This is a genomic window from Blautia sp. AF26-2, from assembly GCF_003460955.1.
Classification (GTDB): domain Bacteria; phylum Bacillota; class Clostridia; order Lachnospirales; family Lachnospiraceae; genus Fusicatenibacter; species Fusicatenibacter saccharivorans.
Map to the genome: position 1 here is coordinate 167,927 of NZ_QTWD01000007.1, position 23,205 is coordinate 191,131.

17 protein-coding genes and 2 tRNA genes are annotated in these 23,205 nt (G+C 46.9%); 15 read left to right on the top strand and 4 right to left on the bottom strand.

Features of this window, described 5'->3' with window-relative positions; translation table 11 throughout:
- Positions 1-44: 44 nt before the first annotated feature.
- The 5 genes from pepF (at position 45) to DWY63_RS10875 (ending at position 4,648) form a co-directional block, all read left to right on the top strand.
- Positions 45-1,853, top strand: coding sequence for an oligoendopeptidase F (gene pepF, locus DWY63_RS10855; protein WP_226906295.1), 1,809 nt, complete (start codon positions 45-47; stop codon positions 1,851-1,853).
- Positions 1,854-2,192: 339 nt separating this feature from the next.
- Positions 2,193-2,957 (top strand): nitroreductase family protein, encoded by a 765-nt coding sequence (locus DWY63_RS10860; RefSeq protein ID WP_022462268.1) that lies wholly within the window; start codon positions 2,193-2,195, stop codon positions 2,955-2,957.
- Positions 2,958-2,959: 2 nt separating this feature from the next.
- Positions 2,960-3,085 carry a hypothetical protein gene (locus DWY63_RS18620; protein ID WP_264466072.1) on the top strand — a complete coding sequence of 42 codons (126 nt, stop codon included), beginning with the start codon at positions 2,960-2,962 and terminating at the stop codon, positions 3,083-3,085.
- Between the two features lie 442 nt (positions 3,086-3,527).
- A tRNA-Gly gene (locus DWY63_RS10865) sits at positions 3,528-3,599 on the top strand.
- Positions 3,600-4,120: 521 nt separating this feature from the next.
- Entirely contained in the window at positions 4,121-4,648 is a 528-nt protein-coding gene (locus DWY63_RS10875) for a flavin reductase (RefSeq protein ID WP_117509337.1), read from the top strand.
- A 304-nt stretch (positions 4,649-4,952) separates the two neighbouring features.
- Here DWY63_RS10875 and DWY63_RS10885 read toward each other — a convergent pair whose 3' ends face one another.
- Positions 4,953-6,137 carry an MFS transporter gene (locus DWY63_RS10885; RefSeq protein WP_055227985.1) on the bottom strand — a complete coding sequence of 395 codons (1,185 nt, stop codon included), beginning with the start codon at positions 6,135-6,137 and terminating at the stop codon, positions 4,953-4,955.
- A gap of 338 nt (positions 6,138-6,475) precedes the next feature.
- Between DWY63_RS10885 and DWY63_RS10890 the strand changes: the two genes are divergently transcribed.
- The 8 genes from DWY63_RS10890 (at position 6,476) to DWY63_RS10925 (ending at position 18,686) form a co-directional block, all read left to right on the top strand.
- The gene (locus DWY63_RS10890; RefSeq protein ID WP_055227986.1) at positions 6,476-7,351 is read left to right on the top strand and encodes a LysR family transcriptional regulator; all 876 of its coding nucleotides are present in this window, start codon (positions 6,476-6,478) and stop codon (positions 7,349-7,351) included.
- Between the two features lie 208 nt (positions 7,352-7,559).
- Positions 7,560-8,972 carry an amidophosphoribosyltransferase gene (locus tag DWY63_RS10895; protein WP_055227987.1) on the top strand — a complete coding sequence of 471 codons (1,413 nt, stop codon included), beginning with the start codon at positions 7,560-7,562 and terminating at the stop codon, positions 8,970-8,972.
- 115 nt (positions 8,973-9,087) lie between these two features.
- Positions 9,088-10,650 carry a response regulator transcription factor gene (locus DWY63_RS10900; protein ID WP_117802085.1) on the top strand — a complete coding sequence of 521 codons (1,563 nt, stop codon included), beginning with the start codon at positions 9,088-9,090 and terminating at the stop codon, positions 10,648-10,650.
- Positions 10,651-10,903: 253 nt separating this feature from the next.
- Positions 10,904-11,845: an ABC transporter permease gene (locus DWY63_RS10905; protein ID WP_243001880.1), complete on the top strand. Its 942-nt coding sequence runs from the start codon at positions 10,904-10,906 to the stop codon at positions 11,843-11,845.
- Positions 11,846-11,883: 38 nt separating this feature from the next.
- A complete protein-coding gene (locus DWY63_RS10910) occupies positions 11,884-12,795 on the top strand; it encodes a carbohydrate ABC transporter permease (protein WP_117760703.1) in 912 nt (303 codons plus the stop codon).
- Between the two features lie 56 nt (positions 12,796-12,851).
- Positions 12,852-14,522, top strand: coding sequence for an extracellular solute-binding protein (locus DWY63_RS10915; protein ID WP_158568350.1), 1,671 nt, complete (start codon positions 12,852-12,854; stop codon positions 14,520-14,522).
- A gap of 127 nt (positions 14,523-14,649) precedes the next feature.
- Complete coding sequence (locus DWY63_RS10920; protein WP_117802087.1) at positions 14,650-16,695, top strand: glycoside hydrolase family 31 protein; 2,046 nt, start codon at positions 14,650-14,652, stop codon at positions 16,693-16,695.
- Positions 16,696-16,931: 236 nt separating this feature from the next.
- Positions 16,932-18,686, top strand: a complete 1,755-nt coding sequence (locus DWY63_RS10925; protein ID WP_117802088.1) for a sensor histidine kinase — start codon at positions 16,932-16,934, stop codon at positions 18,684-18,686.
- A gap of 143 nt (positions 18,687-18,829) precedes the next feature.
- Here the strand turns inward: DWY63_RS10925 and DWY63_RS10930 are convergent, their stop codons facing one another.
- Together DWY63_RS10930 and DWY63_RS10935 are read right to left on the bottom strand one after the other, a co-directional pair.
- Positions 18,830-20,782: a glycoside hydrolase family 31 protein gene (locus DWY63_RS10930; RefSeq protein WP_117802089.1), complete on the bottom strand. Its 1,953-nt coding sequence runs from the start codon at positions 20,780-20,782 to the stop codon at positions 18,830-18,832.
- 151 nt (positions 20,783-20,933) lie between these two features.
- Positions 20,934-21,842, bottom strand: a complete 909-nt coding sequence (locus DWY63_RS10935; protein ID WP_022462407.1) for an AraC family transcriptional regulator — start codon at positions 21,840-21,842, stop codon at positions 20,934-20,936.
- Positions 21,843-21,972: 130 nt separating this feature from the next.
- Here DWY63_RS10935 and DWY63_RS10940 point away from each other — a divergent pair, with 130 nt between their 5' ends.
- Positions 21,973-22,317, top strand: coding sequence for an MATE family efflux transporter (locus tag DWY63_RS10940; protein ID WP_117509327.1), 345 nt, complete (start codon positions 21,973-21,975; stop codon positions 22,315-22,317).
- Positions 22,317-22,937, top strand: coding sequence for a sugar O-acetyltransferase (locus tag DWY63_RS10945; protein ID WP_022462409.1), 621 nt, complete (start codon positions 22,317-22,319; stop codon positions 22,935-22,937). The genes DWY63_RS10940 and DWY63_RS10945 overlap by 1 nt, the downstream gene beginning before the upstream one ends.
- Positions 22,938-23,105: 168 nt before the next feature.
- Here the strand turns inward: DWY63_RS10945 and DWY63_RS10950 are convergent.
- A tRNA-Phe gene (locus tag DWY63_RS10950) sits at positions 23,106-23,178 on the bottom strand.
- Positions 23,179-23,205: the final 27 nt, after the last annotated feature.

Sequence of the window (23,205 nt, forward strand, 5' to 3'; positions counted from 1 at the left end):
CCGCAGAAATAGTTCCGTCTAAAAAGATGGATGAAGGGAGAAATATGGCAGAAATTAAACTGAAAAAAAGAGAAGAGATGGATCCGGCGTACTGCTGGGATCTTTCGAGTTTGTTTGGTAGTGATGAAGAATTTGAGAAAACAGAGCAGGAGCTTGCGAAGAAAATAGAAGCGTTCCGCGCAAAACAGGGAACAATGAAAGAGAGTGCAGAAGCGCTGTATGACGTTCTTTCCGGTCTTGATGACATCAGCCGCGTCTTTTCCAGCCTGTATGTCTATGCAAGCCAGAAATATCACCAGGATATGGGAAATCAGAAGTATCAGGGCTATGCCGGAAAGATGGACAGCATGATGGCTGTTCTTGCGGATGCCTCTTCTTTCGTAGAGCCGGAGATCCTGGAGCTTGACGAGGAGACGGTTACAGAATTTGAAAAAGCATATGAGCCGCTCCGTCTGTACGATCGCATATTAAAAGAAAATTTCCGCAAGAAAGAGCACATTCTCTCGCCGGAGATGGAGGCGGTTCTTGCAAAAGCCGGAGAGATGGCATCCAGCCCGGATCAGATTTTCTCGGCATTTTCGAACGCAGACCTCAGATTCCAGCCGGTCACGGATGAAGAGGAAAATCAGGTTCCACTGAGCCACGGCACCTTCGTCGGATTTTTACAGTCGAAGGACCGCCGGGTCAGAAAAGAAGCGTTTGAGAAGTATTATGCGGAGTATGAAAAACACAAAAACATGCTCGCCGCAACGTTCGGTGCCAATCTGAAACAGGCCGCATTCTTTGCAGATGTAAGAAAATATCCATCTGCACTGGCTGCATCGCTGGATGGCGGAAATATCCCGGTTTCGGTTTACGACAAGCTGCTCGAGGCGATCCATGCAAAAATGCCGGCGATGTACCGCTACGTGGCACTGCGTAAAAAGCTGCTCGGTGTGGATGAACTTCATATGTATGATGTTTACGTTTCTCTGACGAAAGAGTACGAGCAGAAATATACGTATGAGCAGGCGATCGAGATCGTGAAGAAAGCGCTTGCCGTGCTCGGGGATGATTATGTGGCACTGCTGGACAAGGGCTTTTCGGAGCGCTGGGTGGATGTTTATGAGAACGAAGGAAAAAAGAGCGGTGCTTACTCCTGGGGTTCTTACGATTCCCATCCGTATGTGCTGATGAGCTTTAACGGAAATATCGATTCGGTCTTCACACTGGCGCATGAGATGGGCCATTCGCTGCATTCCTGGTATTCGAACCATACACAGCCGTTTACGTATGCGGAGTACCGCCTCTTTGTCGCTGAGGTGGCATCAACCTGCAACGAGGCACTGCTGATCCGCTATCTGCTGAAGCATGCGAAAGAAAAAGAGGAGAAGATTTTCCTGCTGAATTATTTCCTGGATCAGTTTAAGGGAACGGTGTTCCGCCAGACGATGTTTGCGGAGTTTGAGAAGCGGATTCATGAGAAGATGGCAGAGGAAGGCACGCTGACGGCGGACGGTATTTCGGAGCTGTATCTGTCGATCAACAAGGAGTATTTCGGACCGGATATGATTTCGGATCCGCAGATCGCGCTGGAATGGGCGAGAATTCCGCATTTTTATACACCGTTCTATGTATATCAGTATGCAACGGGATTTTCGGCGGCGATTGCGATCAGCAGCAAGATCCTGGCAGGGGAGCCGGGTATCGTGGAGAAGTACAAACAATTCTTAAGCGGCGGCTGCTCGATGGATCCGATCGACCTTTTGAAGATCTGCGGCGTCGATATGACGAAGCCGGAGCCGGTGGAAGAGGCGCTGGATGTGTTTGCTTCTTATGTGGAGGAGCTGGAGAAGCTGACCGCGGAAGCGTAAGCACAGGTTTTAAAGTTGCATAAATTTGATGGGAAATATGTGTGAAAAATATACAAAATTTGGCGCGTTTTTCCCTTGAAAAAGTTTTTGGATATGTTACAATATTATTACAGAGTAAAAATGGATGAGCTGGAAATTGAAAAATATTTGCGATTAAGAGGGAGAATTTCCGTATTTCTGTCGAATGCGGAAGATTAAACGTAAATTTTTCGGAATGCGGCTTTGCTCCTGTAAAAATGGGGAGCGGGCCGCGGCCGGCTATGAAAGAAATATTACTGTTCATTCAGCAGTGAACTGTAACAAAAACAGACGGATAGCAGATGAAGTAAGGGTGAGAGTATGAATTTATATGAGGCTATTTTTGTTAGAAAATCAGTAAGGAATTATTGTTTTGATACGCTTCCGCCGCAGACTTTGGATAAGATTTGGGAGCATTATAAGGAGATGCCGGCACTGTTTTCGGGCATCGGTGTGGATATGGCGATTCTGGACAACAGAAAAGGGCAGGAGAGAATGCTCAGTATGTTCAGTGTGAAGGCGCCGTATTATATGGCTTTTTATTCGGAGGAGTCAGAACGATATCTGATGAACGTGGGTTATATTATGGAACAGATGGTGCTGTATCTGTGCAGTATCGGACTGGGAACCTGCTTTATCGGAAGTAATCGTGTGAAAAAGGCGGAGCTTGAGAAGAACGGAAAGCGGCTGGTGGGGATCGTCGCTTTTGGTAAGAGTCATGGTTCGCATACGAGACGGCAAAGTGAAGCAAAGAGACTGCCGCTGGAGGATCTTTGTGTGTTCAAAGAGGTGCCGCGGCAGTGGATGACGCAGATGCTGGAAGCGGCGAGACTGTCGCCATCCAGTATGAACAGCCAGCCGTGGAGATTTGTGGTGTATGATAACAGAATTCATATTTTCTCGAAGAAGCACAGTGTGGAGAAGCTTCGGAAGTGGGATGAGGTGAATTTCGGGATTATGTTTGCAAATATGATGGTGGCAGCAGAGGAGCTGTGGCTGGATGTTGACCTGATCAGACTCGGGGATATTTCGCAGAAAAACTTCTCAAATAATCAGTATGTGCTGAGCGCGATTCTGAAGGCGTAGAGGTGAATACGGACGACCTCGTGCGGCTTCGTACCTGCGGTGCAGCGGGCGAGAAAAAGAGGGCGGAACTTGTGGCGCGGAAGGGGCCCGGAAAAATGGGAATCAACGCAATTCGTCAGGAAACCTGATGGTTTCCCGACTCAGTGCGTTTTGACCTCTGGTGTTGTGCACCAGAGGTCATCCCATTTTTCCGGGCCCCTTCTGCGCTCACAGTTCTTGCCCTCTTTTTCTATGCCCGCTGCACCGCAGGTACGAAGCCACGCGAGGTCTGACGGTGGGGACGGGGGTAAAGCGTCTGGATCCGCCAGGAGGCGGATCGGCGTGAGCATGTGGGGTTGGGAGGACGGATGGAAAGGAGTCTGGATTCGTCAGGAGGGTGGTTCGGTGTGAATTTGTGGGGGGAAGACAGCTGTGCGGGGGTCTGATGGAGAGCGAAAATTGAGGGAATCGTAGATACTTTTGATTTTTTTTGAAAAAAATTGAAAATAGGTATTGACAAATGAGGGGAGTTCCTGTATAGTATCATTTGTAAGGTGCAGCGAGCACTTAGCAAGATAAAAATTAATAAATGCGCGAGTGGCTCAGGGGTGGAGTACAACCTTGCCAAGGTTGGGGTCGCGGGTTCGAATCCCGTCTCGCGCTCTACTGGAAACCGGAATGTGTAAGCATTCCGGTTTTTGCGTTGTGGAAAAATAGATGAAAAAGAAATCTTATTTTTAAAACTTAAGAATATTGCATTTTAAATTTTCATATGCTATAATGCCGATAGGCAATGAAATGAATGGCTTGCAAAGTCAACAAAAGCCCCACGAGCTGCAACTCGTGGGGCTTTCTGTGCCTTTTGGGCAAGGCGGCTTAAACCTTAGGCTGGCTGCCAGTTATTTCTTACCGTCCAGCCATTTGCAGATATAGTAGGCTACTATACTTGCCATAACGGAAAGAAAAAATGAAATGAATAGTTCTTGCACTGTCAACCCTCCCTTCTCTGCCTGTCTGGGAGTGGCAACGTTCATTAGTATAACATACAATTCTTATTTCTAAAATAAAAAAATTCCCTGTTTTTATAAAAATTCAAGGCTTCGAAAAAAAAGTTCTTGCCCGGTAGTTACTACCGTACGGTATGCTAAGGATAACAAAGCAAATCAGCGAAAGGGGAATGTAGTATGAACATTACGATGGAGAATTTTAAAACCGCAAAGTATGATGTGTTTTCTATTTTTGATGACCGCTGGGGTTTGTGTACTGCGGGTACGCCAAGGGAGTATAATACGATGACGATCGGATGGGGTACGATGGGGACGATCTGGGGACCGCCAAAGAAAGGAAAGCAGATCATTACCGTATTTATCCGGGAAAGCCGCCGGACGCATCAGATTCTGCAGAAGGAAGACGAGTTTACGGTCTGCTTTTTTCCAGAGAAATATCGGAAGGATCTTGGAATCCTGGGATCAAAATCGGGAAATGATGTGCCGGATAAGATCAGTCTGACCAGTCTGACACCGAAGATGCTGGGAAATGCGGTTGGATTTGAAGAGGCAGAGCTGACCTTTGTCTGCAAAAAAATCTATGCGGTCAGAATGGAGAAAGAAGATCTGCCGGAATTTACGCGCGATACTTTATATAAAGATGGCGATCTCCATTATCTGTATATGGGCGAGATTGAAGATGTCTTTGGCATGATTGAGGAATGAAACAGGAAAATTGGCGTGATGTATCAGTATTTCTTATCACAATCTTGTATATACTGCACCGGGCAGAAAGGCATCAGACTGCGTGAAATGCGGAAAATGTGAGAAAGTATGTCTGCAGCACCTGCAGATCAGAAACCTGCTGGAGGATTTGGTGAAAGAGTTTGAAGCGGAGCGTGCTTGAAAAAATTTCCGAAATTTACAAAAAGTACATCTGATCAGGGAGTAACCTGATCAGATGTACTTTTTTGTACGCAGTATACCAGAGTTTGATCCAAGGGGACCATTCTGCTGCAGAATAATTGGATTAATAGTTGGCTTTATAAGAATTTCTCTTTTCCGCCGTTACGCGGTGCATCCGCTCTGCCATTACAACCATCAGAATCAAAATGGCCATCAGGAATACCGGATACAGTCCGAAGGAAATATGCTGGCCGAGAACACCGAAAACCGGCGGCATCAGGCAGGTTCCGACGTAAGCAAAGGCCATCTGGATGCCGATGATTCCCTGGCTTAAGTCAGCACCGAAGTTTGCCGGTGTCTCGTGAATGATGGAAGGATAAATCGGCGCACAGCCAAGTCCGATCAGGATCAGGCCGATAAAAAGAAGGGAATCGCCAAACGGCAGCAGCATCAGAACCGCACCAACGGCGATGAAAAACTGTCCCAGACGAATCATATTCTGATCGTTCAGCTTCATGGTAACGAAACCGCAGATAAAACGTCCGATGGTAATACCAATGTAAAACAGGCTGGCCCAGCTTGCGGCACGCTGTGCATCAATACCGCGGAACAGCGTACAATAACTTGCAGCCCACATGCCAGCAGTAGATTCCACTGCACAGTAACAGAAAAAGCAGATCAGCACCTCTTTGACACCAGGAACACGGATCAGACTGGAAAAACTCCGCTCCGCCGGAACAGAGGTATCCTCTTCGGCAGCTCCGGCAGGTTTCTGCCAAAGAGGAAGGCTTAAGAACAAAACCAATGTCAGCACAATCTGGAAAATGGAAATGATGAGATATCCTTTGTTCCAGTTCAGGTGACTGATTGCCCAGCTCATCACAACAGGGCCGGTACTGCAGCCAACACCCCACATGCAGTGCAGCCAGCTCATATGGCGCGCCTTATAATGAAGCGCAACGTAGTTATTCAAAGCGGCATCGACGCTTCCGGCGCCGAGACCGTAGGGAATTCCCCAGAGGCACAGGGCCCAGAAAGAATGGCTGATGGAAAAACCAAACAGTGCCACAGCGGTTGTCAGAACACTGACAGCGGTGACCTTTCCGGTGCCAAACCGTGTGTTCAGCCGGTCACTGTTCAGACTGGAAACAATTGTTCCGGCAGAGATAATCATGGAAATGATACCGGCTGCGGAAACGGAAGTTCCAAGTTCCTGGTACATGACCGGCCACGCAGAGCCAAGCAGGGAATCCGGCAGTCCAAGACTGATGAATGCCAGATAAATGACAGGCAGCAAAAGTGAAACCATAGTAAAACCCTCCTAATAAAAAAATCATCGTAAGAAATCAGAAAAAAGAAAAGATATGCTTATTTCGGATTTCTGCAGATAGCAAGCAGGTACAGAAAATTTTCGTTAAGTTTAACGCAGAACCTCTGTACGCAATAATTTCAAGGTATCATACTTGAAAAAAAGAATCAATACTTTCTTTTCAGAAAACAAAAAAAGCGATATAGTAGAAGAAAGAAAATTCTTTCCCAAAAGCAAAGCGTGTTTGAAAAACATTTCTGCAGTTTGCAAAAAGCCTTTTTCAAATATGCTTCAGGAAAGAAATAAAAAACGAAACAAATAAAACGAGAGGGAGACATATGGAAACAAGAGTACTTCGCTATTTTCTTGCCGTAGCACGGGAAGAAAACATCAGCCGTGCGGCAGAGGTCCTGCATATCACGCAGCCAACCCTAAGCCGTCAGCTGTCCCAGATGGAAGAAGAACTGGGGGTAATCCTGTTTGAACGGGGAACTAGGAGAATCCGGCTGACAGATGCGGGGGTCCTGCTGCGCCGCAGGGCAGAAGAAATTATCGGGCTGATTGATAAGACAGAAAAAGAACTGGCAGAGCAGGAAGCACTGATCGACGGACGTGTGACAATCGGATGCGGAGAGACAAGGTCTGTGAATGTTCTGGCAGATCTGATCGAAACTTTCAGCCAAAAATATCCGAACGTGACGTTCGATCTGGTGACGGGAACCGCAGATGTATTGAAGGAGCAGATGGATCGTGGTCTGATGGATGTTGCACTGCTTCTGGAGCCGGTTGATGTGGGAAAATATGAGTTTGTGCGTCTGAAAGAAGGGGAGCGGCAGCAGGTGCTGATGCGTCCGGATGATCCGCTGGCACAAAAAGAAGTCGTACATCCGGAAGATTTAAAAGATCTTCCGCTGATTCTGCCAAGAAGACAGGATGTGCAAAATGAAATTACCAACTGGTTCGGAGCATATTATCAGAAGCTGAACATCCGATTTACCTGTAATATGCCGACAAATGGAGCAAAAATGGTTCGGAAGGGACTCGGTTATCTGATTACGGTGCAGGGCGTTTCCGAGCTATGGAAGGAAGAAGAGATTGTCGGACGATTCTTAGATCCGCCGATCATCTGCCGCAGTGTGTTTACCTGGAAAAGGGAACAGCCATTCAGCCTTGCTGCGACGAAGTTTATCGATCATATCCGGGAAAATTTGTGAAAACAGCCAGAAAATGATTTATTAATGTAAGTTATTTTTGTAATCTAATTTATTAGAAAAACTTTACAATCCGGGAAAAATCGTGTTACACTATAACAGGACAGAGCGTATGTGTAAAGAAAAACTGTGGAAACAGGGCAACCGCCCGAATTGCATATGCGTTTCGTATGATAAGGGAGAAAAAATACAAAAGAGAGGTAAACGACAAATGGGAGGCTTTTTTGGAGTTGCATCAAGAAAAGACTGTACACTGGAACTGTTTTATGGAGTAGACTATCACTCACATCTCGGAACAAGAAGAGGCGGTATGGCGACATACGGAGCAAATGGCTTTTCACGTGCTATCCACAACATTGAAAATTCACCGTTCCGTACAAAATTTGAGCGTGATGTGGAAGAAATGGAGGGAAACCTCGGCATTGGCTGCATTTCCGACTATGAACCGCAGCCGCTTTTGATCCAGTCACACCTTGGAAGCTTTGCGATTACCACGGTTGGAAAAATCAACAACATGGATCAGCTTTTAAAAGAGGTTTACGGCAACGGCCGCACCCATTTCCAGGAGATGAGCACCGGTCAGATCAATGCGACCGAACTTGCGGCATCTCTGATCTGCAGTGAAAAGACGATTCCGGAGGGCATCCGCCATCTGCAGGATGTTGTTGACGGTTCCATGACCCTGCTGCTTTTGACAAAAGACGGCATCTACGCTGCGCGCGATAAAAAAGGTCGCACCCCGCTTGTTATTGGCAAGAAAGAGGGAGCGTACTGTGCATCCTTTGAAAATTTTGCATATCTGAACCTGGGTTACACGGATTACCATGAACTCGGACCGGGTGAGATTGACTTTATTACGCCGGAGAGCGTCGAGATGCTCGTGCCGCCGCAGGAGGAGATGAAGATCTGTTCCTTCCTGTGGGTTTACTATGGTTACCCGACTGCGTCCTATGAGGGGATCAATGTAGAGGAGATGCGGTATCACTGCGGTGCCATGCTTGCCAAACGTGATGCGGGAAGCAATGTCCACCCGGATCTCATTGCAGGCGTGCCGGATTCCGGAATTGCCCATGCAATCGGCTATGCGAATGAGTCCAAAGTTCCGTTTGCAAGACCATTCATCAAATATACCCCGACCTGGCCACGCTCCTTTATGCCGACCAACCAGGAACAGAGAAATCTGATTGCCCGAATGAAGCTGATCCCGGTGCAGGCACTGATCGATCAGAAAAAACTGCTGCTGATCGACGACTCCATCGTGCGCGGTACGCAGCTCCGTGAGACAACGGAATTTTTATATCAGAGCGGTGCAAAAGAAGTTCATGTCCGCCCGGCGTGCCCGCCGCTGTTGTATGGCTGCAAATTCCTGAATTTCTCCCGCTCCAAATCCGAGCTGGATCTGATCACCAGACGGATTATTCTGGAAAAAGAGGGAGAAAACGCAGAGAAAGTACTGGAAGAGTATGCAGATCCGACCAGCGACCGCTACGAGTCCATGTGCCAGGAAATCTGCCGCCGTCAGAATTTCACCAGCCTCAGATATCACCGTCTGGACGATCTGGTAGAGTCGATCGGACTGCCGAAATGCAAAATGTGTACCTATTGCTTTGACGGAAAAGAATAAACAGGTTATAATGGTTTTTAAACAGGCCAGCTGACAGAAAAATAAGAGTCTATCGGCTGGCTTTTTTCTGTAGGAAAAAGAAGAAAAACAGAAAAAATATATTGGAGGCTTACCTATGGGAATTAGTATTCTGATTGTAGATGATGATAAGCTTCTGGTGGAAAAGCTGGAAGAAACCGTCAACTGGAGCGGAATTGGAATTGATATGGTATTTACGGCAAACAACATCCGCCAGGCGCAGAAGCTGCTGGAAGAGTATCCGATTGAAATGCTGCTGTGTGACATTGATATGCCACAGGGCAACGGGCTGGAGCTTCTGGAATGGATCCGGTACAAAAAGCTGGATATTGAATGTACCTTCCTGAGCAGCTATGCAAATTTCGCGTATGCGCAGATGGCGCTGAAGCTGTCATCAAGGGAATATCTGTTAAAACCGATTTCCAATGTGGATCTGGAAACAGCGCTGCGCAGAATTGTCGGGATTGTGCAGGAAAAACATCAAAAACAGAAGAAACAGGAGAAAAAAGGAGAGAATGAAAAGCAATTCTGGGAGGATCTTCTGGTTCAGTGTCTGCAGGAGGAGTATTGGATTGAAAGGGCAAAAAAGAGCGGATATTGTACTCCGGATGAGACCTTCCGTCTGATTCTGCTGCGGGTACTGGAAATTCCGGATAAGGAACATTATAAAAAGGAGATCAGCTTATATAATTTTGTGATTACAAATGTTCTGACGGAATATGTGGAAACAACAGAAATGAAACTGGAAACCGTGGTACATGTCAGCGATCTGGAATGGGCAGTTGTGTTGCGAAATCACGGAAGTGCGATGGGAACGCAGGAGGAACTGGCAGAACTGCGGACCTGTCTGGCGGGTGCGTTTCCGGCAAGATTCTGCATGTACATGGGAAAACCGGCGGTACTGGATGAGATTTCAAAGAGCCGCGATCAGCTCGAAGAGATGGAAAAGTATGTAGTGCCGGATGAAACAGGGATTCTGTATGAGACACGCTGGTCCTTCGTAGAGCGTGATTATCAGGAAGTGCCGTGGAAAACGTATCTGGCTGAGATGGAGCGATCCGATTCCCTTGCGGCTGTGCGGGAAAAGCTGCAGGAATATCTGAAAAAGCGTGAGAAAAGCGGCGGTCTGCGAAAAGATTTCACAAGTCGTTTTTTTGAAGAAATGATACAGAATATATATGTTTATTTAAAAGAGAGCAATATCGTTTTCGGACAGATTTTTGACAGTGAAGAGTATGAAACGAAACGGAGAGAGGCGGTTCTTTCTGTGGTAGGTGCCCATGCGTTCATCGATTATCTGTTTGATGTGCTGGAAGGTCAGAAAAAGAACGAATCCCGCAGTGACAATGTGGTGGAGCAGCTAAAAGACTATATCGAACAGAATCTGAACGAGGATCTTTCAAGATCCGTGCTTGCAGGAAAAGTGTTCCTCTCAGAGGACTACGTTTCCAAAATTTTTATGAAAACAACGGGAATGTCGCTTCCGAATTATATTGCTGAGCGGCGCATTGAGCGGGCAAAGGAGTATTTGCGCAGTTCATCGCTTCCGATTAGCAAAATTGCGATGGAAGTCGGCTATGGAAATTTTTCTTATTTCAGTAAAACGTTCCGGGAGCTGGTCGGATGTACACCAAATGAGTACCGGAGCAGACAAAAATAACAAAAAAACGATGTCAATAACAAAAAAACGTTCTGATTAAAAAAGAGATGTGAAAAGACATCTCTTTTTTAATATACAGACTGCCGGAAAATGATAGAAAAACGCCCCTCTTTTTTGTATAATATGTTCATCGGTTGAAACGAGAGCATGAAAAAGAAAAATTGTAACGATTCAGAGCCATGCGAAATGGAAGAAAAATCGAGATGGGACTCTGAACAGTTACGAAAAATTTAAAGGAAAGAAGGGATGATATGTGAGCGCCAACCATAGTAAAACCAAAAAGAAAAGCTCCATAGGATTTGTAGAGGAAGTGAGAAGAAGCAGGCCATTATATTTACTGATGCTTCCTTCCATCATCATTTTTGCACTGTTTACGTACTATCCGATGTACGGAATTGTGATTGCATTTAAAAACTTTACACCTGCGGAAGGAATTATGGGAAGCAGCTGGGCTGGACTGAAATACTTCAAACAGTACTTTAACTCCTATCAGTTCGGTCTGACCATTAAAAACACAATTATCATCAGTCTTTACACCATCGCGGTAACATTCCCGCTTCCGGTTATCATGGGACTGCTGGTTAACCAGATGAAGGCACAGAAGTTTAAAAAATTCTTCCAGGTATCAACCTACCTGCCGCACTTTATCTCCACCGTTGTTATGGCCGGAATGCTGATCCTGTTCCTTTCCCCGAGTACAGGTATTATCGCAAAGCTGGTGGGAGTGCTTGGATTCAAGCTCCCGAACCTGATGGGAAGTGCAAAAGCATTCCCACACATTTATGTATGGTCTGAGGCATGGCAGCATGTAGGATGGGACAGTATCCTCTATATCGCAACACTTTCCTCTGTAGACCCGACCCTGTATGAAGCGGCAACAATGGACGGTGCCAACAAATGGCACAAAATGATCCACATCGATGTTCCGGCTCTGCTGCCGACGGCAACCATCATGTTTATCATGAGAATGGGAAGCGTTATGAGCATTGGATTTGAGAAGGTTTACCTGCTGCAGAATACACTGAACAGTACTTCAAGTGAGATCATTTCCACCTATGTGTATAAGATGGGTCTTGTGAGCAGCCAGTACAGCCTTTCCGCTGCAATTGGCCTGTTCAACAACATTATCAACCTGATTCTTCTTCTGGCAGTCAACTTCATTTCCAGTAAAATGAGTGATACCTCACTGATCTGACAGAATTTTGAGCCTACATAGGAATGGAGAGCAAAAATATGAGTAAAGCAAAAGCAGTATCAACAAATAAAGTAAAGAAATCCAGAGAAGACTGGATTTTCGATATCATCCTGTATACGATCGGCGTGCTTCTGATCATCATCACCCTGTATCCGATGTACTTCATCATCATTGCATCGTTCAGTGATCCGGCAGCCGTATCCAACGGACAGATTATGTTCCTTCCGAAAGGAGTTAACTTCAAAGGATACAAACAGCTGGCGAGCTATGCAAAGCTGTGGACCGGCTACCGTAACACGATTGCTTACGTAATTATGGGAACACTTGTGACAATTGTTGTCAATATTCCGGCTTCCTACGCGCTTTCCAGAAAGCATTTATATGGAAGAAAATTCTTCACGGCATTTTATCTGATCCCGATGTTCTTCACCGGTGGTCTGATCCCGACCTACCTGGCAGTACAGAGATTTCATCTGCTGGATACCTTCTGGGTTATGGTTGTTCCGTTCTCCGTTGTAACGTATTACATCATCGTAGGACGAACGTTCTTCAACAACAGTATCCCGGAGGATCTCTGGGAGGCGGCGCAGCTGGATGGATGTGGATACCTTGGATTCTTCTTCAAGATTGTGCTTCCGCTTTCCAAAGCCGTTATCGCTGTTATTGCCCTGTGGGCAGCAGTAGGACAGTGGAACTCCTACTTTAATGCATTGATTTATATCCGAAGCGAAAGTCTGCAGCCGCTGCAGATTGTCCTTCGAAGCATTCTGGTCGGCAATCAGACCATGAGTGCCATGAGTACCGGCGCTGCAGCCGTTGAGGCAAAGCAGATGGCCGATCTTATCAAATACGCGATCATCGTGGTTTCCTCCGCGCCGATCATGTGTATGTACCCGTTAGTGCAGAAATACTTCAATCAGGGTGTTATGCTCGGATCCCTGAAAGGCTGATCCTGCGGACAGGAGAGAAGTATTGCAAATAAAAAAATCATAAAGGAGAGATGATGATGAGAAAGAAAACGAAAATGGCCTGGAGCGTTGCTCTTTCGGCCGCAATGGCAGCCGGACTGCTTGCAGGATGTGGAAGTAATGGAGGAGCGGAAAGTACGAGTGGAAGCACTGCAGCAAGTTCTGCCAAGACAGAATCTTCTGCCGGCGATACAGCAGATACCAGTGACCGCCCAACCTACAAAATTGCAACGGTAAGATGGACCGATACCTGGCCGACCGATTTCCTGCATGAAGGCGTCATGAAAGAAATCGAGGACAAGATGAATATCAACATCGACTGGCAGGTTTATTACAACAGTGACTGGTCCGAGCAGAAATCTCTGCTGCTGGCTTCCGGAGACCTCCCGGATGCATTTCTTGGCTCCATCTGCTTAACACAGGCAGATATGGCACAGAACAAATCGGCATTCCTGGATCTGACAGATCTGATCGAAAAAGATATGCCGAACCTGAAAGCAGCCTTTGAGGCTGATCCGGAACTGAAAGCAGTCTGCACCAGCCGTGACGGAAGAATCTACAGCTTACCGAAGAAGCTTCCGCTTCGTCCGAAGGTTTGCGGCGATGTTATGTGCATCAACCAGGAATGGCTGGATAACTTAGGACTGGAAACACCGAAGACCTATAAAGAGCTGGAAGAGGTTCTTGTTAAATTTGCAACAGAAGATGCTGATGGTGACGGGGATCCGACCAACGAAATCGGTATCACAAATTCAGCAGGCAGCGGACTGTTAAGCGGTGATCTGCGCCACATTCTTTCCCCGTTCGGAACCATGGTAAGCCGTGACGGAAACTACATGGGACTGAATGGCGAAGGAAAACCGGTCTTCATGCCGATGGAAGAAAATTACAAAGAAGCAGTAAAATGGATGCGTCAGTTATGGGAAGAGGGCGTTGTTGACCCTGAGTACTTCACACAGGATGGCTCCATGAAGACAGCAAAACAGCAGGCAGATGGAGGTTCTCAGGTAGGTCTTATCTTTGGATGGACTGCAGATGCTGAGGTTGGCCCGAACGTAAATCAGTTTAAGACCCTTGAGGCAGTAGAAGGCTACGATGGAAACCACTACGTAGAAGCAGCAACCAATTACCTTGATATCTCCGACCGTGAGCTCATGATCTCCAAAGACTGTAAAGATCCTGACACCCTGCTGAAATGGGCGGATGAATTTTACACCGATCTTGCATCGTTACAGACCTTCTATGGTACGATCGGAAGCCAGATCACAGACAATGGCGACGGAACCTACAATGTAGATGTGCCAAGCGATGGATCTTCTCTGGATACTTCCGCATGGTCCAACTCCTTACGTGACTTCGGACCAAAATACATGAACGGAGATTTCTATGACAAAGTTTCTCTTCCGGAAGATCAGGGTGATGGTATCAAACTGGCAGACGATGCAATCAACGAGAAATATGTTGATACTGAGAAAAACTGCGGATTCCCGATGGTTCAGTATACCGACGAAGACCTTTCCAGAATCACGGCAATCGGAACCGATATCTATAAATATGTAGAAGCACAGTATGCGCACTGGGTAGTAGACGGCGGCATTGATGATGAGTGGGATTCCTACATCGATCAGCTGAAAGCTATGGGCATTGACGAGTTCCTTCAGATTCAGACAGATGCTTACAATGCATACAAAGAAAATCTGGCAAAATAAACAGAAAAAAATATTACCTGTAAGAAGCAGGCGTTGATCCGGCGGGTCAATGTCTGAAGTGCCAAACAGCAGGAGAAACGGCAGGCCAGAAATGACCTGCCGTTTTTGACAAAAGGAGGATTTTTACATGTTTTGGGAAAAAGAGGGTAAGTTAATTTATTCTTACGATGGCGAGACCGTCTGCATCGAAGCGTGGGGAAAAGATGCACTGCGTGTACGCGCGACAAAAAATCGAAGCTTTACCGGCCGCGACTGGGCGCTGGAAGCAAAGGACGCGCATGCGGGAGAGGTTGAAATCTTTGAGGATCCATCAGCAAAAGGCGGAGCCTTTGCCAATATGTATGAGGGAACGGATACTTCCTACGGAAAAATCACAAATGGAAAGCTTCATGCAGTGATTGATTCTGGCAGCGTCATTACGTTCTATCATGAGGATGGAAGAGTTCTGTTAAAGGAGCATTTCCGCCGTCTGCGCGATGAGGAAAGCATGCCGCTCAACATCATGGGACGCGAGTACAGCAACGGCGTCGGGGATAATTTCCGTATTGTAGCGCGGTTTGTAGCAAGAAAAGGTGAGAAAATCTTCGGAATGGGACAGTATCAGCAGCATGAGCTGGATCTGAAGGGCTGTATGCTGGAGCTGGCACAGAGAAACTCACAGGTCAGTGTTCCGTTCTATCTTTCCAGTATCGGCTACGGCTTCTTATGGAACAATCCGGGCGTCGGACAGGTGATGTTTGCGAATAATGGAACGGAATGGGTAACGGAATCCGGGAAAGAAATCGATTATCTTGTGATTGCAGGTGATACGCCTGCCGAGATCGAGGAGAATTATATGACGCTGACCGGAAAACCGCCGATGATGCCGGAATATGGCATGGGCTTCTGGCAGTGTAAGCTCCGCTACTGGAATCAGGAACAGCTTCTGTCTGTAGCAAGAAAATACAAAGAACTCGGTGTGCCGCTTGATGTGATTGTCGTCGATTTCTTCCACTGGACGAAGCAGGGCGAGTTCAAATTTGATCCGAAATACTGGCCGGATGTGCCGGGCATGTGCCGCGAATTAAAGGAGATGGGAATTCAGGTTGTTGTGTCGGTATGGCCGACCGTTGACATTTATTCCGAAAACTTCGAGGAGATGAAAGAGAAGGGTTATCTGGTTCGCACGGAGCACGGTGTACCGCTGACGATGCTCTGCGGCGGAAATGAAGTTTTCTTCGATGCGACTAACCCGGATGCAAGAACATATGTCTGGGAGAAGATCAAGAAAAATTATTATGATCAGGGTGCCAAGCTCTTCTGGCTGGATGTGGCAGAGCCGGAATACAGCGTTTATGATTTCAAGAACTACCGCTATCAGCTCGGAAGCGTACAGGAGGTCGGAAATATTTATCCGAAATATTATCTGAAAGCGTTCTATGACGGCATGACGGCAGAAGGCGATACTATGCCAATCAGCCTGATCCGTTCTGCCTGGGCAGGCAGCGCGAAATATGGTGCACTCGTATGGTCAGGCGATATTGTAAGTACCTTTGAGTGCTTCCGGCGCCAGGTACAGGCAGGTCTTAACATGGCGGTTGCCGGTATTCCGTGGTGGACCACTGATATCGGCGGCTTCCACGGCGCAAGAACCGATGACCCGGATTTCCATCGTCTGTACATCCGCTGGTTTGAGTACGGATGCTTCTGCCCTGTCATGCGTCTGCACGGAAACCGCAACCCACAGGAGGGCTACGGTGCAGAACAGATCGGATCCGGCAGTGACAATGAGATCTGGAGCTTTGGTGATGAGGCATATGAAATTTCCAAGAAATACATTTTCCTGCGTGAGCGCCTGAGAGATTATATCCGGGTACAGATGAAGAAAGCACATGAGGACGGAACCCCGGTGATGCGGCCTGTTTTCTATGATTTCCCGACAGATCCGGAGAGCTGGAATGTGGAGGACGCTTATCTGTTCGGACCGGATCTCTATGTTGCACCTGTGATGGAGGATCACGTAACGGAGCGCGAGGTTTATCTTCCGGCCGGAACGACATGGTTTAACGCATGGACCGGAGAAAAGTATGAGGGAGGACAGAAGGTAACGGTTGCTGCTCCGATGGATACTATTCCGGTATTCGTAAAGGAAGGAGCAGATGCAGAAAAGCTGCTGAATATTTTCTCTGAATAAGAGAATGTTCCCGTTCACCGGTACCAGGCGAACGGGAACAGAAAATCCTGTTCTTGCCATGTGAAACACGGACTCTGCATGGACAAAGCCGGAAAATATGGTATAATGGGCTGTGTTACAAAGAACATAGCTGCAAATGCATTCCGTGAGTGTAAAAGGACTGCCGGAGCTGCGCGGTAAGGTGCGGCGTCCGGCAGTCGCTCTGCAGAAAGAAAAAAGGAGGGGTGGATGCGCTTATGAATCTCTGGCAGAAAGGAAAACGAAGGATGCTGCATAGCGTTCGAATACGCAGTTTGAAGGATACGTCCCTGCGGCTTGGAACTCCGGTTTTTCTGGTCCTGATGGGGCTTGTTGTCTGCCTGCTCTGGGGCGTTTGGGAAAACCGCAAGCTGGCAGATAAATATATTGCCGATACGGCAAAGCTCTATGTCGATCAGATCAACCGTGATATGTCGCAGATCAACAGTGAACTGATCTATCTGCTGGATTCTGACAGCAATATCAAAGAAATCCCGGATCAGATAACATCGACAGATGCTCAGTATTATGAAATGGAGCAGACGCTGCGGGAGCGAAACCGTGTGCTGAAAATCCGTTACCATGAGGTACAGACCTTCTTCGTCTACGGTCAGAAAGCCAATGTTCTGATTACGGACAGCGGAACTATGTTTACCGAGAGTAAGGGAATGACAACGCTGAATCAGATGCTGATGTCCTATCTGCAGATTATGACATCAAAGGATTCGATCAGCACACAATGGACTGTGATTACGTTTGGCGACGACGACTATATTGTCGGCTGGTACGCGAAAAACAAAAAAGTCATAGGCTGCGTCATCAATCTGAATCTGATTTTCCGGACCATCCGCGCCAAAACAGAGGAGTATGATGTCATTCCGTTTATGGTGGATGCCAGAGGCCGTGTCATGACGCAGGCAGATACGTCGGAAAAATATAAAAATGAGATTATCGATTTTTCCAAAGCGGGAGAGAAAAAAGAGAAAAATGCGACGGTCTATTCCTACCAGCTTGGAACGGTCGGAAAAATCAATCTTATGGTTCTGCCGGGAGGAGGTATTCTTGAGAATGTACTGATTATGCAGATTGCATTTGTCGTCCTGATCGCGGTTCTTCTGATTGTCTGCGCATTGGAAATTACAGCATATTACCACCGGATTCTGGAACCGCTGGAAAAATTCGGACAAAAACTGGAGGAGCTGGAAAAAGAGCAGAGTCTGAATGACGATGGAAGCAACAATCTGTTAGAGCTGGAGTCTGTGAGCGGCAAATTCAAGGAGCTGCTGCGGAAAATACAGGGATTGAAAATTGCGATCTACGAAAAAGAGCTTGCCGAACAGAAAGCCGAGCTGGAATACACGCAGGAACAGATCAAGCCACACTTCTTTCTGAACTGCCTGAGCCTGATCCATGGCATTGCGGATAAGAATAACGAAGGCGAGATCGTTGAGATCACAACGGTGCTGTCCGACTATATGCGCTACATTTTCCAGGATTCCAAGAAGCAGCGCGATGTGGAGGAAGAGCTGGAACACATTGAGGCATATATCCGCATCCAGAAGCTGCGGTACGGAGAAGAAGCCTTTTCCTTTGAAGCAACGACGGATGGTGATATCGGAGAATGGAAGGTTCCGTCTCTTCTGCTGCAGACACTGGTGGAAAACTCCGTAGTACACGGTGTATCCCTGGACCGGAAGAGTGAGATTTCCCTATATCTCACAAACGAGACGTACGAGGACGGTGAGTACCTCTACATCTGTATTTCCGACACCGGAAACGGATTTTCGAAAGAGGCACTGGATGCAATCGAAAACGACACGCCTATCATCTACCACGGCCGTCACCATGTCGGCATCTCCAATATAAAACGCCGCCTGGCGCTGATGTACGGCGAACGGGCGAGCATTACGTGCTCCAATATGGATGAAAATTACGGAGCCGTCGTAGAGGTGCGGCTGCCGAAAACAGAATAAAGCGAAAAGAAAAAAGGCGGGAACCCGGAGAAACATAGAGGGTTCCCGCCTTTTTGCGTGAAAAAACTGCAGGAGCTTCCGGAACCTGATGGATCCGGGAAGCTCCTGCAAAGGGGGAGATGATTCAAAAACTGTTTTCTGTATCAGATACGGGAAACTCCGTCATCGGTATAACGCTCGTAGGAAGCGCCTTCGTATCCGACCATGCGGATGCTTTCCTCTTTGATATCCGGTATGGATTCTGCAAAATCAGCAACCGGGATTGCGCAGCCTTTGCGGATGAAGAGCGGAACCTCATTCAGGGCAACTTCTACATAGTGGATACCTTTTGGAAGAACCTCCTGGAACATGTTTCCATTGCCGAGGAATTTTACAAACATCATTTCTTCCGGCAGATATACGTAACGGCCGATGGCATTCTGGGTGTAAACCGGTGCGATCATGATCTCATTACCGATCATCAACTGAGCTTCTGTATTTCTTGCCAGTTTGTCGTCCGGATAAACGAAGGCAAGCGGTTTGAAGTACATATCGTCGTTTAAAGCAGCCTTCATGTACTCGCTGTACAGATACGGAACGAGGCGGTAGCGGACGCCGATGACGTTGCGGAAGTCCTCGATATGCTCAAACTGGTAAGGTTCCTGCTCACGTGTTCCGAGTGCAGCATGGTTTCTCATCAGAGGAGTGAAAACACCAAGTGCCAGCCAGCGGAGCAGCAGGTCTCTTGTGGTATTTGCACCGAATCCGCCGAGGTCGGCTCCGGTATAGAGGAAACCGCACATGTTGAGGGACGGCATCATCTTCAGGTTCAGCAGGATGTGTGACCACCACGAGCAGTTGTCTCCGGTCCAGATTCCACCGTAACGGTGCATGCCGATGTAGGAAGAACGGGAGAACATCAGGATTCGCTTATCCGGGGAAATTCGTTCAAAAGCTTCACCGGCAGAACGTGTCATGTTGTAGCCAAACAGATTGTGTACCTTGTCATGGCGGACCTGTTCGCCGTTTACGTTGTGATAGAAGCGTTTATAGTCCTCATGGTTGTTTGCCAGTGCCTGAAGCTTTCCGCCTACCATGTAGTGCGGAACCTCCGGGTCACCTTCCACATATTTCTTTGCAGTCTCCTTGAAATCAGCAAGGCCTTCCTGGGAATAGAAGATGGATGGCTCGTTCATGTCATTCCAGAAGGCATCGATTCCCTTGGAAACGAGAACATCGTATTTGTCACCAAACCATTTTCTGGCATCTGCATTTAAGACATCCGGGAAATGAGTCCAGCCCGGCCATACAGTAGCTTCGAAGTAGGAGCCATCCTCACGGCGGCAGAAGTAGCCTTTTTCACAGCCCTCTTCGTAAATGTCATAACCCTCTTCGACTTTCACACCGGCATCGATGATCGGAACGAGATGGATCTTTTCTTTTTTCATATCCTGTACAAATCCCTCGAAATCCGGGAAACGTTCTTCATTTACGGTGAAGTCCTTGTAATCCTGCATGTAGTCAATATCCATGTAAACCATATCGAGCGGCACATGGTTTTCGCGGTATTTTTTCACTACCGTGCGGAAATCATCCTCTGTTTTGTAGCCCCAGCGGCTCTGACCGTAACCGAAAGCAAACTTCGGAGCAATGTAGCTGCGTCCGATGATGCCGCGGAACTGTTTTACGATATCAAGATCGGAATCACCGGTGATCATGTAAACGTAGAGATCTGCGTTTTCGCAGGAAACAGTCATTGTATCGGAAGTCGTGTAGCCGATATCGAAACGCAGGGTGCCCGGATAATCGAAGAAGAATCCTACGTGTGTCTTGCCGGAGATGATGATGAAGTTGTGTGCTGCATACAGAGAGGTTTTGCTCTCTACGTGGTTTGGATCATCAGCGCAGTCACTGATGTAAAGAAAACCGCGTTTGTTGATGCCGCGGTTGGCTTCGCCAAGTCCGAATACCATGTCCTCGTCAGCAAGCTTTGTAGTGAAGGAGAAGCCGTTCTCGGTGGAGAAGGTACCGTAATCCGGGTTTCCTTCGGAAGAGGGGATCTCTTTTACGACAGCTTCGGTTTCAAATGGGGTTCCGTAGACAAATTTTTTTACCATGTCATCCTCCTTGTAAAATAAATGGAAAATATAGTGTTTTGGTTAGGTTTAGCGCAACACCTTTGTAATTTTATTATAACAGGGATCGGAAAAATGTCTAGCAAAATTCTTCCTTTTTTTAACAAAAAAACGTGTACAGAAAAAAATCAGGTTATGTTGGCAGGCCTTCTGCGCGTTTCCGGAAATCTCTCGGCGTACAATGGTAAGTACGCAGAAAAATTTTGGAATAATAACTCTGATGATTGAAACCGCATGCGGTACAGATTTCCGCGATGGACATTTTGGTTGTGTTTAGCAGATGACAGCTTACTTCCAGACGGTAATGATTCAGAAAATCAATTGGGCTCTGGCAAAGATAGCGGCGGAAAATCTGACAGCATTTATTGCGGCAGACTTTTCCGGCGGCGGCGATCTCTTCCAGATTGATGGATTCACTGTAGTGGCTGTAAATATAGGAAACCATATCGCGCTGGATCAGAAGATCTGGATCCTGTGAGACGGCGGTGTTGCCGTCCGGCATCATCGGATGCGTGCGCAAAAGACGGCACCACAAAAGGGAAAGCAGAGCAGCAGCCTCGATTTCGTAGGCGGTCGGCTGTTCCTTCTTCAGCCGGAGAATTTCCGGGAGGGTCTGCAGCGCTTCAGTATCTTCCGGATTTTCCGGCTTCAGATGAAGATATTCCAGAGCCGGATTCGAAAGAACCGGCGTAATATAAGACTGGTACAGAACGCTGTTCGCGGTGAGGATTTTCGGATGGCACAGGATACAGATAAAGTCACATTCCTGGCCGTTTTCAGAATATCCGTAGTGCATCTGGCGGGAATTGACGATAATCGCCTCCCCGGCGTTTAAAAGGACTCTTTTTCCATTGATATAGTAGTTCATCTGACCGGAGCGGATCTGTACCCATTCGATATCCTCATGCCAGTGGCAGAGCGCCCGGTGATCCGGATAGGAAGAAAGCAGTCCTTCCCGGATATAAAGCGGAATGCCGACTTCATCGTAGCGGACGATCTCGGATGCGTCCTGCATGACTTTTGTAATTGGGTCATTTATCATAAAAACCTCCGTGAAAAAGTACAATTATTATAAAAAATAAGGAATATTGTCGTAGAAAAAACGCAAAACCTAAGATAATATGATTATAACATATACGTGTATGGAATAAAACAGAAAAAAGGAAAAAGAAATGAAAAATCAGAGGGAAATCAAGAAAAAAGATCCAGAATTCTACCGGAAACTTCTTGCACTGCTGATCCCGATGGTTGTACAGAATCTGATGAATGCACTGGTAAGTGCGTCCGATGCGTTAATGGTCGGTACGCTGGACCAGAATTCCCTGTCTGCAGTTTCGCTTGCCACACAGATTTCTTTTGTCCTGAATCTCTTTTATGCGGCGATTACGATCGGAACAACGGTCATGGTCGTTTATTTCCTGCTGAATCTGGATGAAATGATTAAGCTTCCTGCCGTATACAGACACTATAAAAAATATCAGTGGGTGAATAATATTACCAGGGAGGATACAGAATAATGAAAAACGTAGAGAGAAGAGACAGACAGTTACCGTACATTTCCGATGCAGAGGTCATGGAGCAGCAGATGAATGCGAGAAGACTGACGCAGAAACTGAACACCATCGACCGTTCGGATTTTGACGGAATCGCAGCCATTGTAAAAGAACTGTTTGGAAAATCCGAGGGTGCATTTGTCAATCCGCCATTTTACTGTGACTATGGCTTTCATATTGAGGTTGGAAAAAATTTCTTTGCAAATTATAACTGCACCATTCTCGATGTGGCAAAGGTAAAAATCGGAGACAACTGCCAGATGGCGCCGAACGTTGCCATCTATACTGCAGGTCATCCGGTGCATCCGGCGGCAAGAAACAGTGCGTATGAATACGGCATTGAAGTTACCATCGGAGATAATGTCTGGATTGGCGGAAATACCGTTATTTTACCAGGCGTACATATCGGAGATAACGTTGTTATCGGCGGCGGAAGTGTTGTAACAAAGGACATTCCGGACTGGTCGATTGCAGCAGGAAATCCGTGTAAAGTCATTCGGAAGATTACCGAAGAAGATAAACAGTACTATTTCAGAGATAGAAAATTTGATGATGAAGCATGGGAGGTAATCAAAAATCTGTAAAAACGAAATGTTTTCTTGGGCAGTTATGCGACGAAAAAAACTCTGTACCGTATCCATCCGGGAATTTCCGGGGATGCGGTGCAGAGTTTTTTTGCGATAGGAGACAGGAGATTCTGCCGGATTTTGCTGTGGCAAAAAATGTGAATCCTGCTTTTGTGCAGCAAAAAATGCCCAGAGCCGGAATCGAACCAGCGACACGAGGATTTTCAGTCCTCTGCTCTACCAACTGAGCTATCTGGGCATTTTGATTTCCTGTTGGAAACCTCTG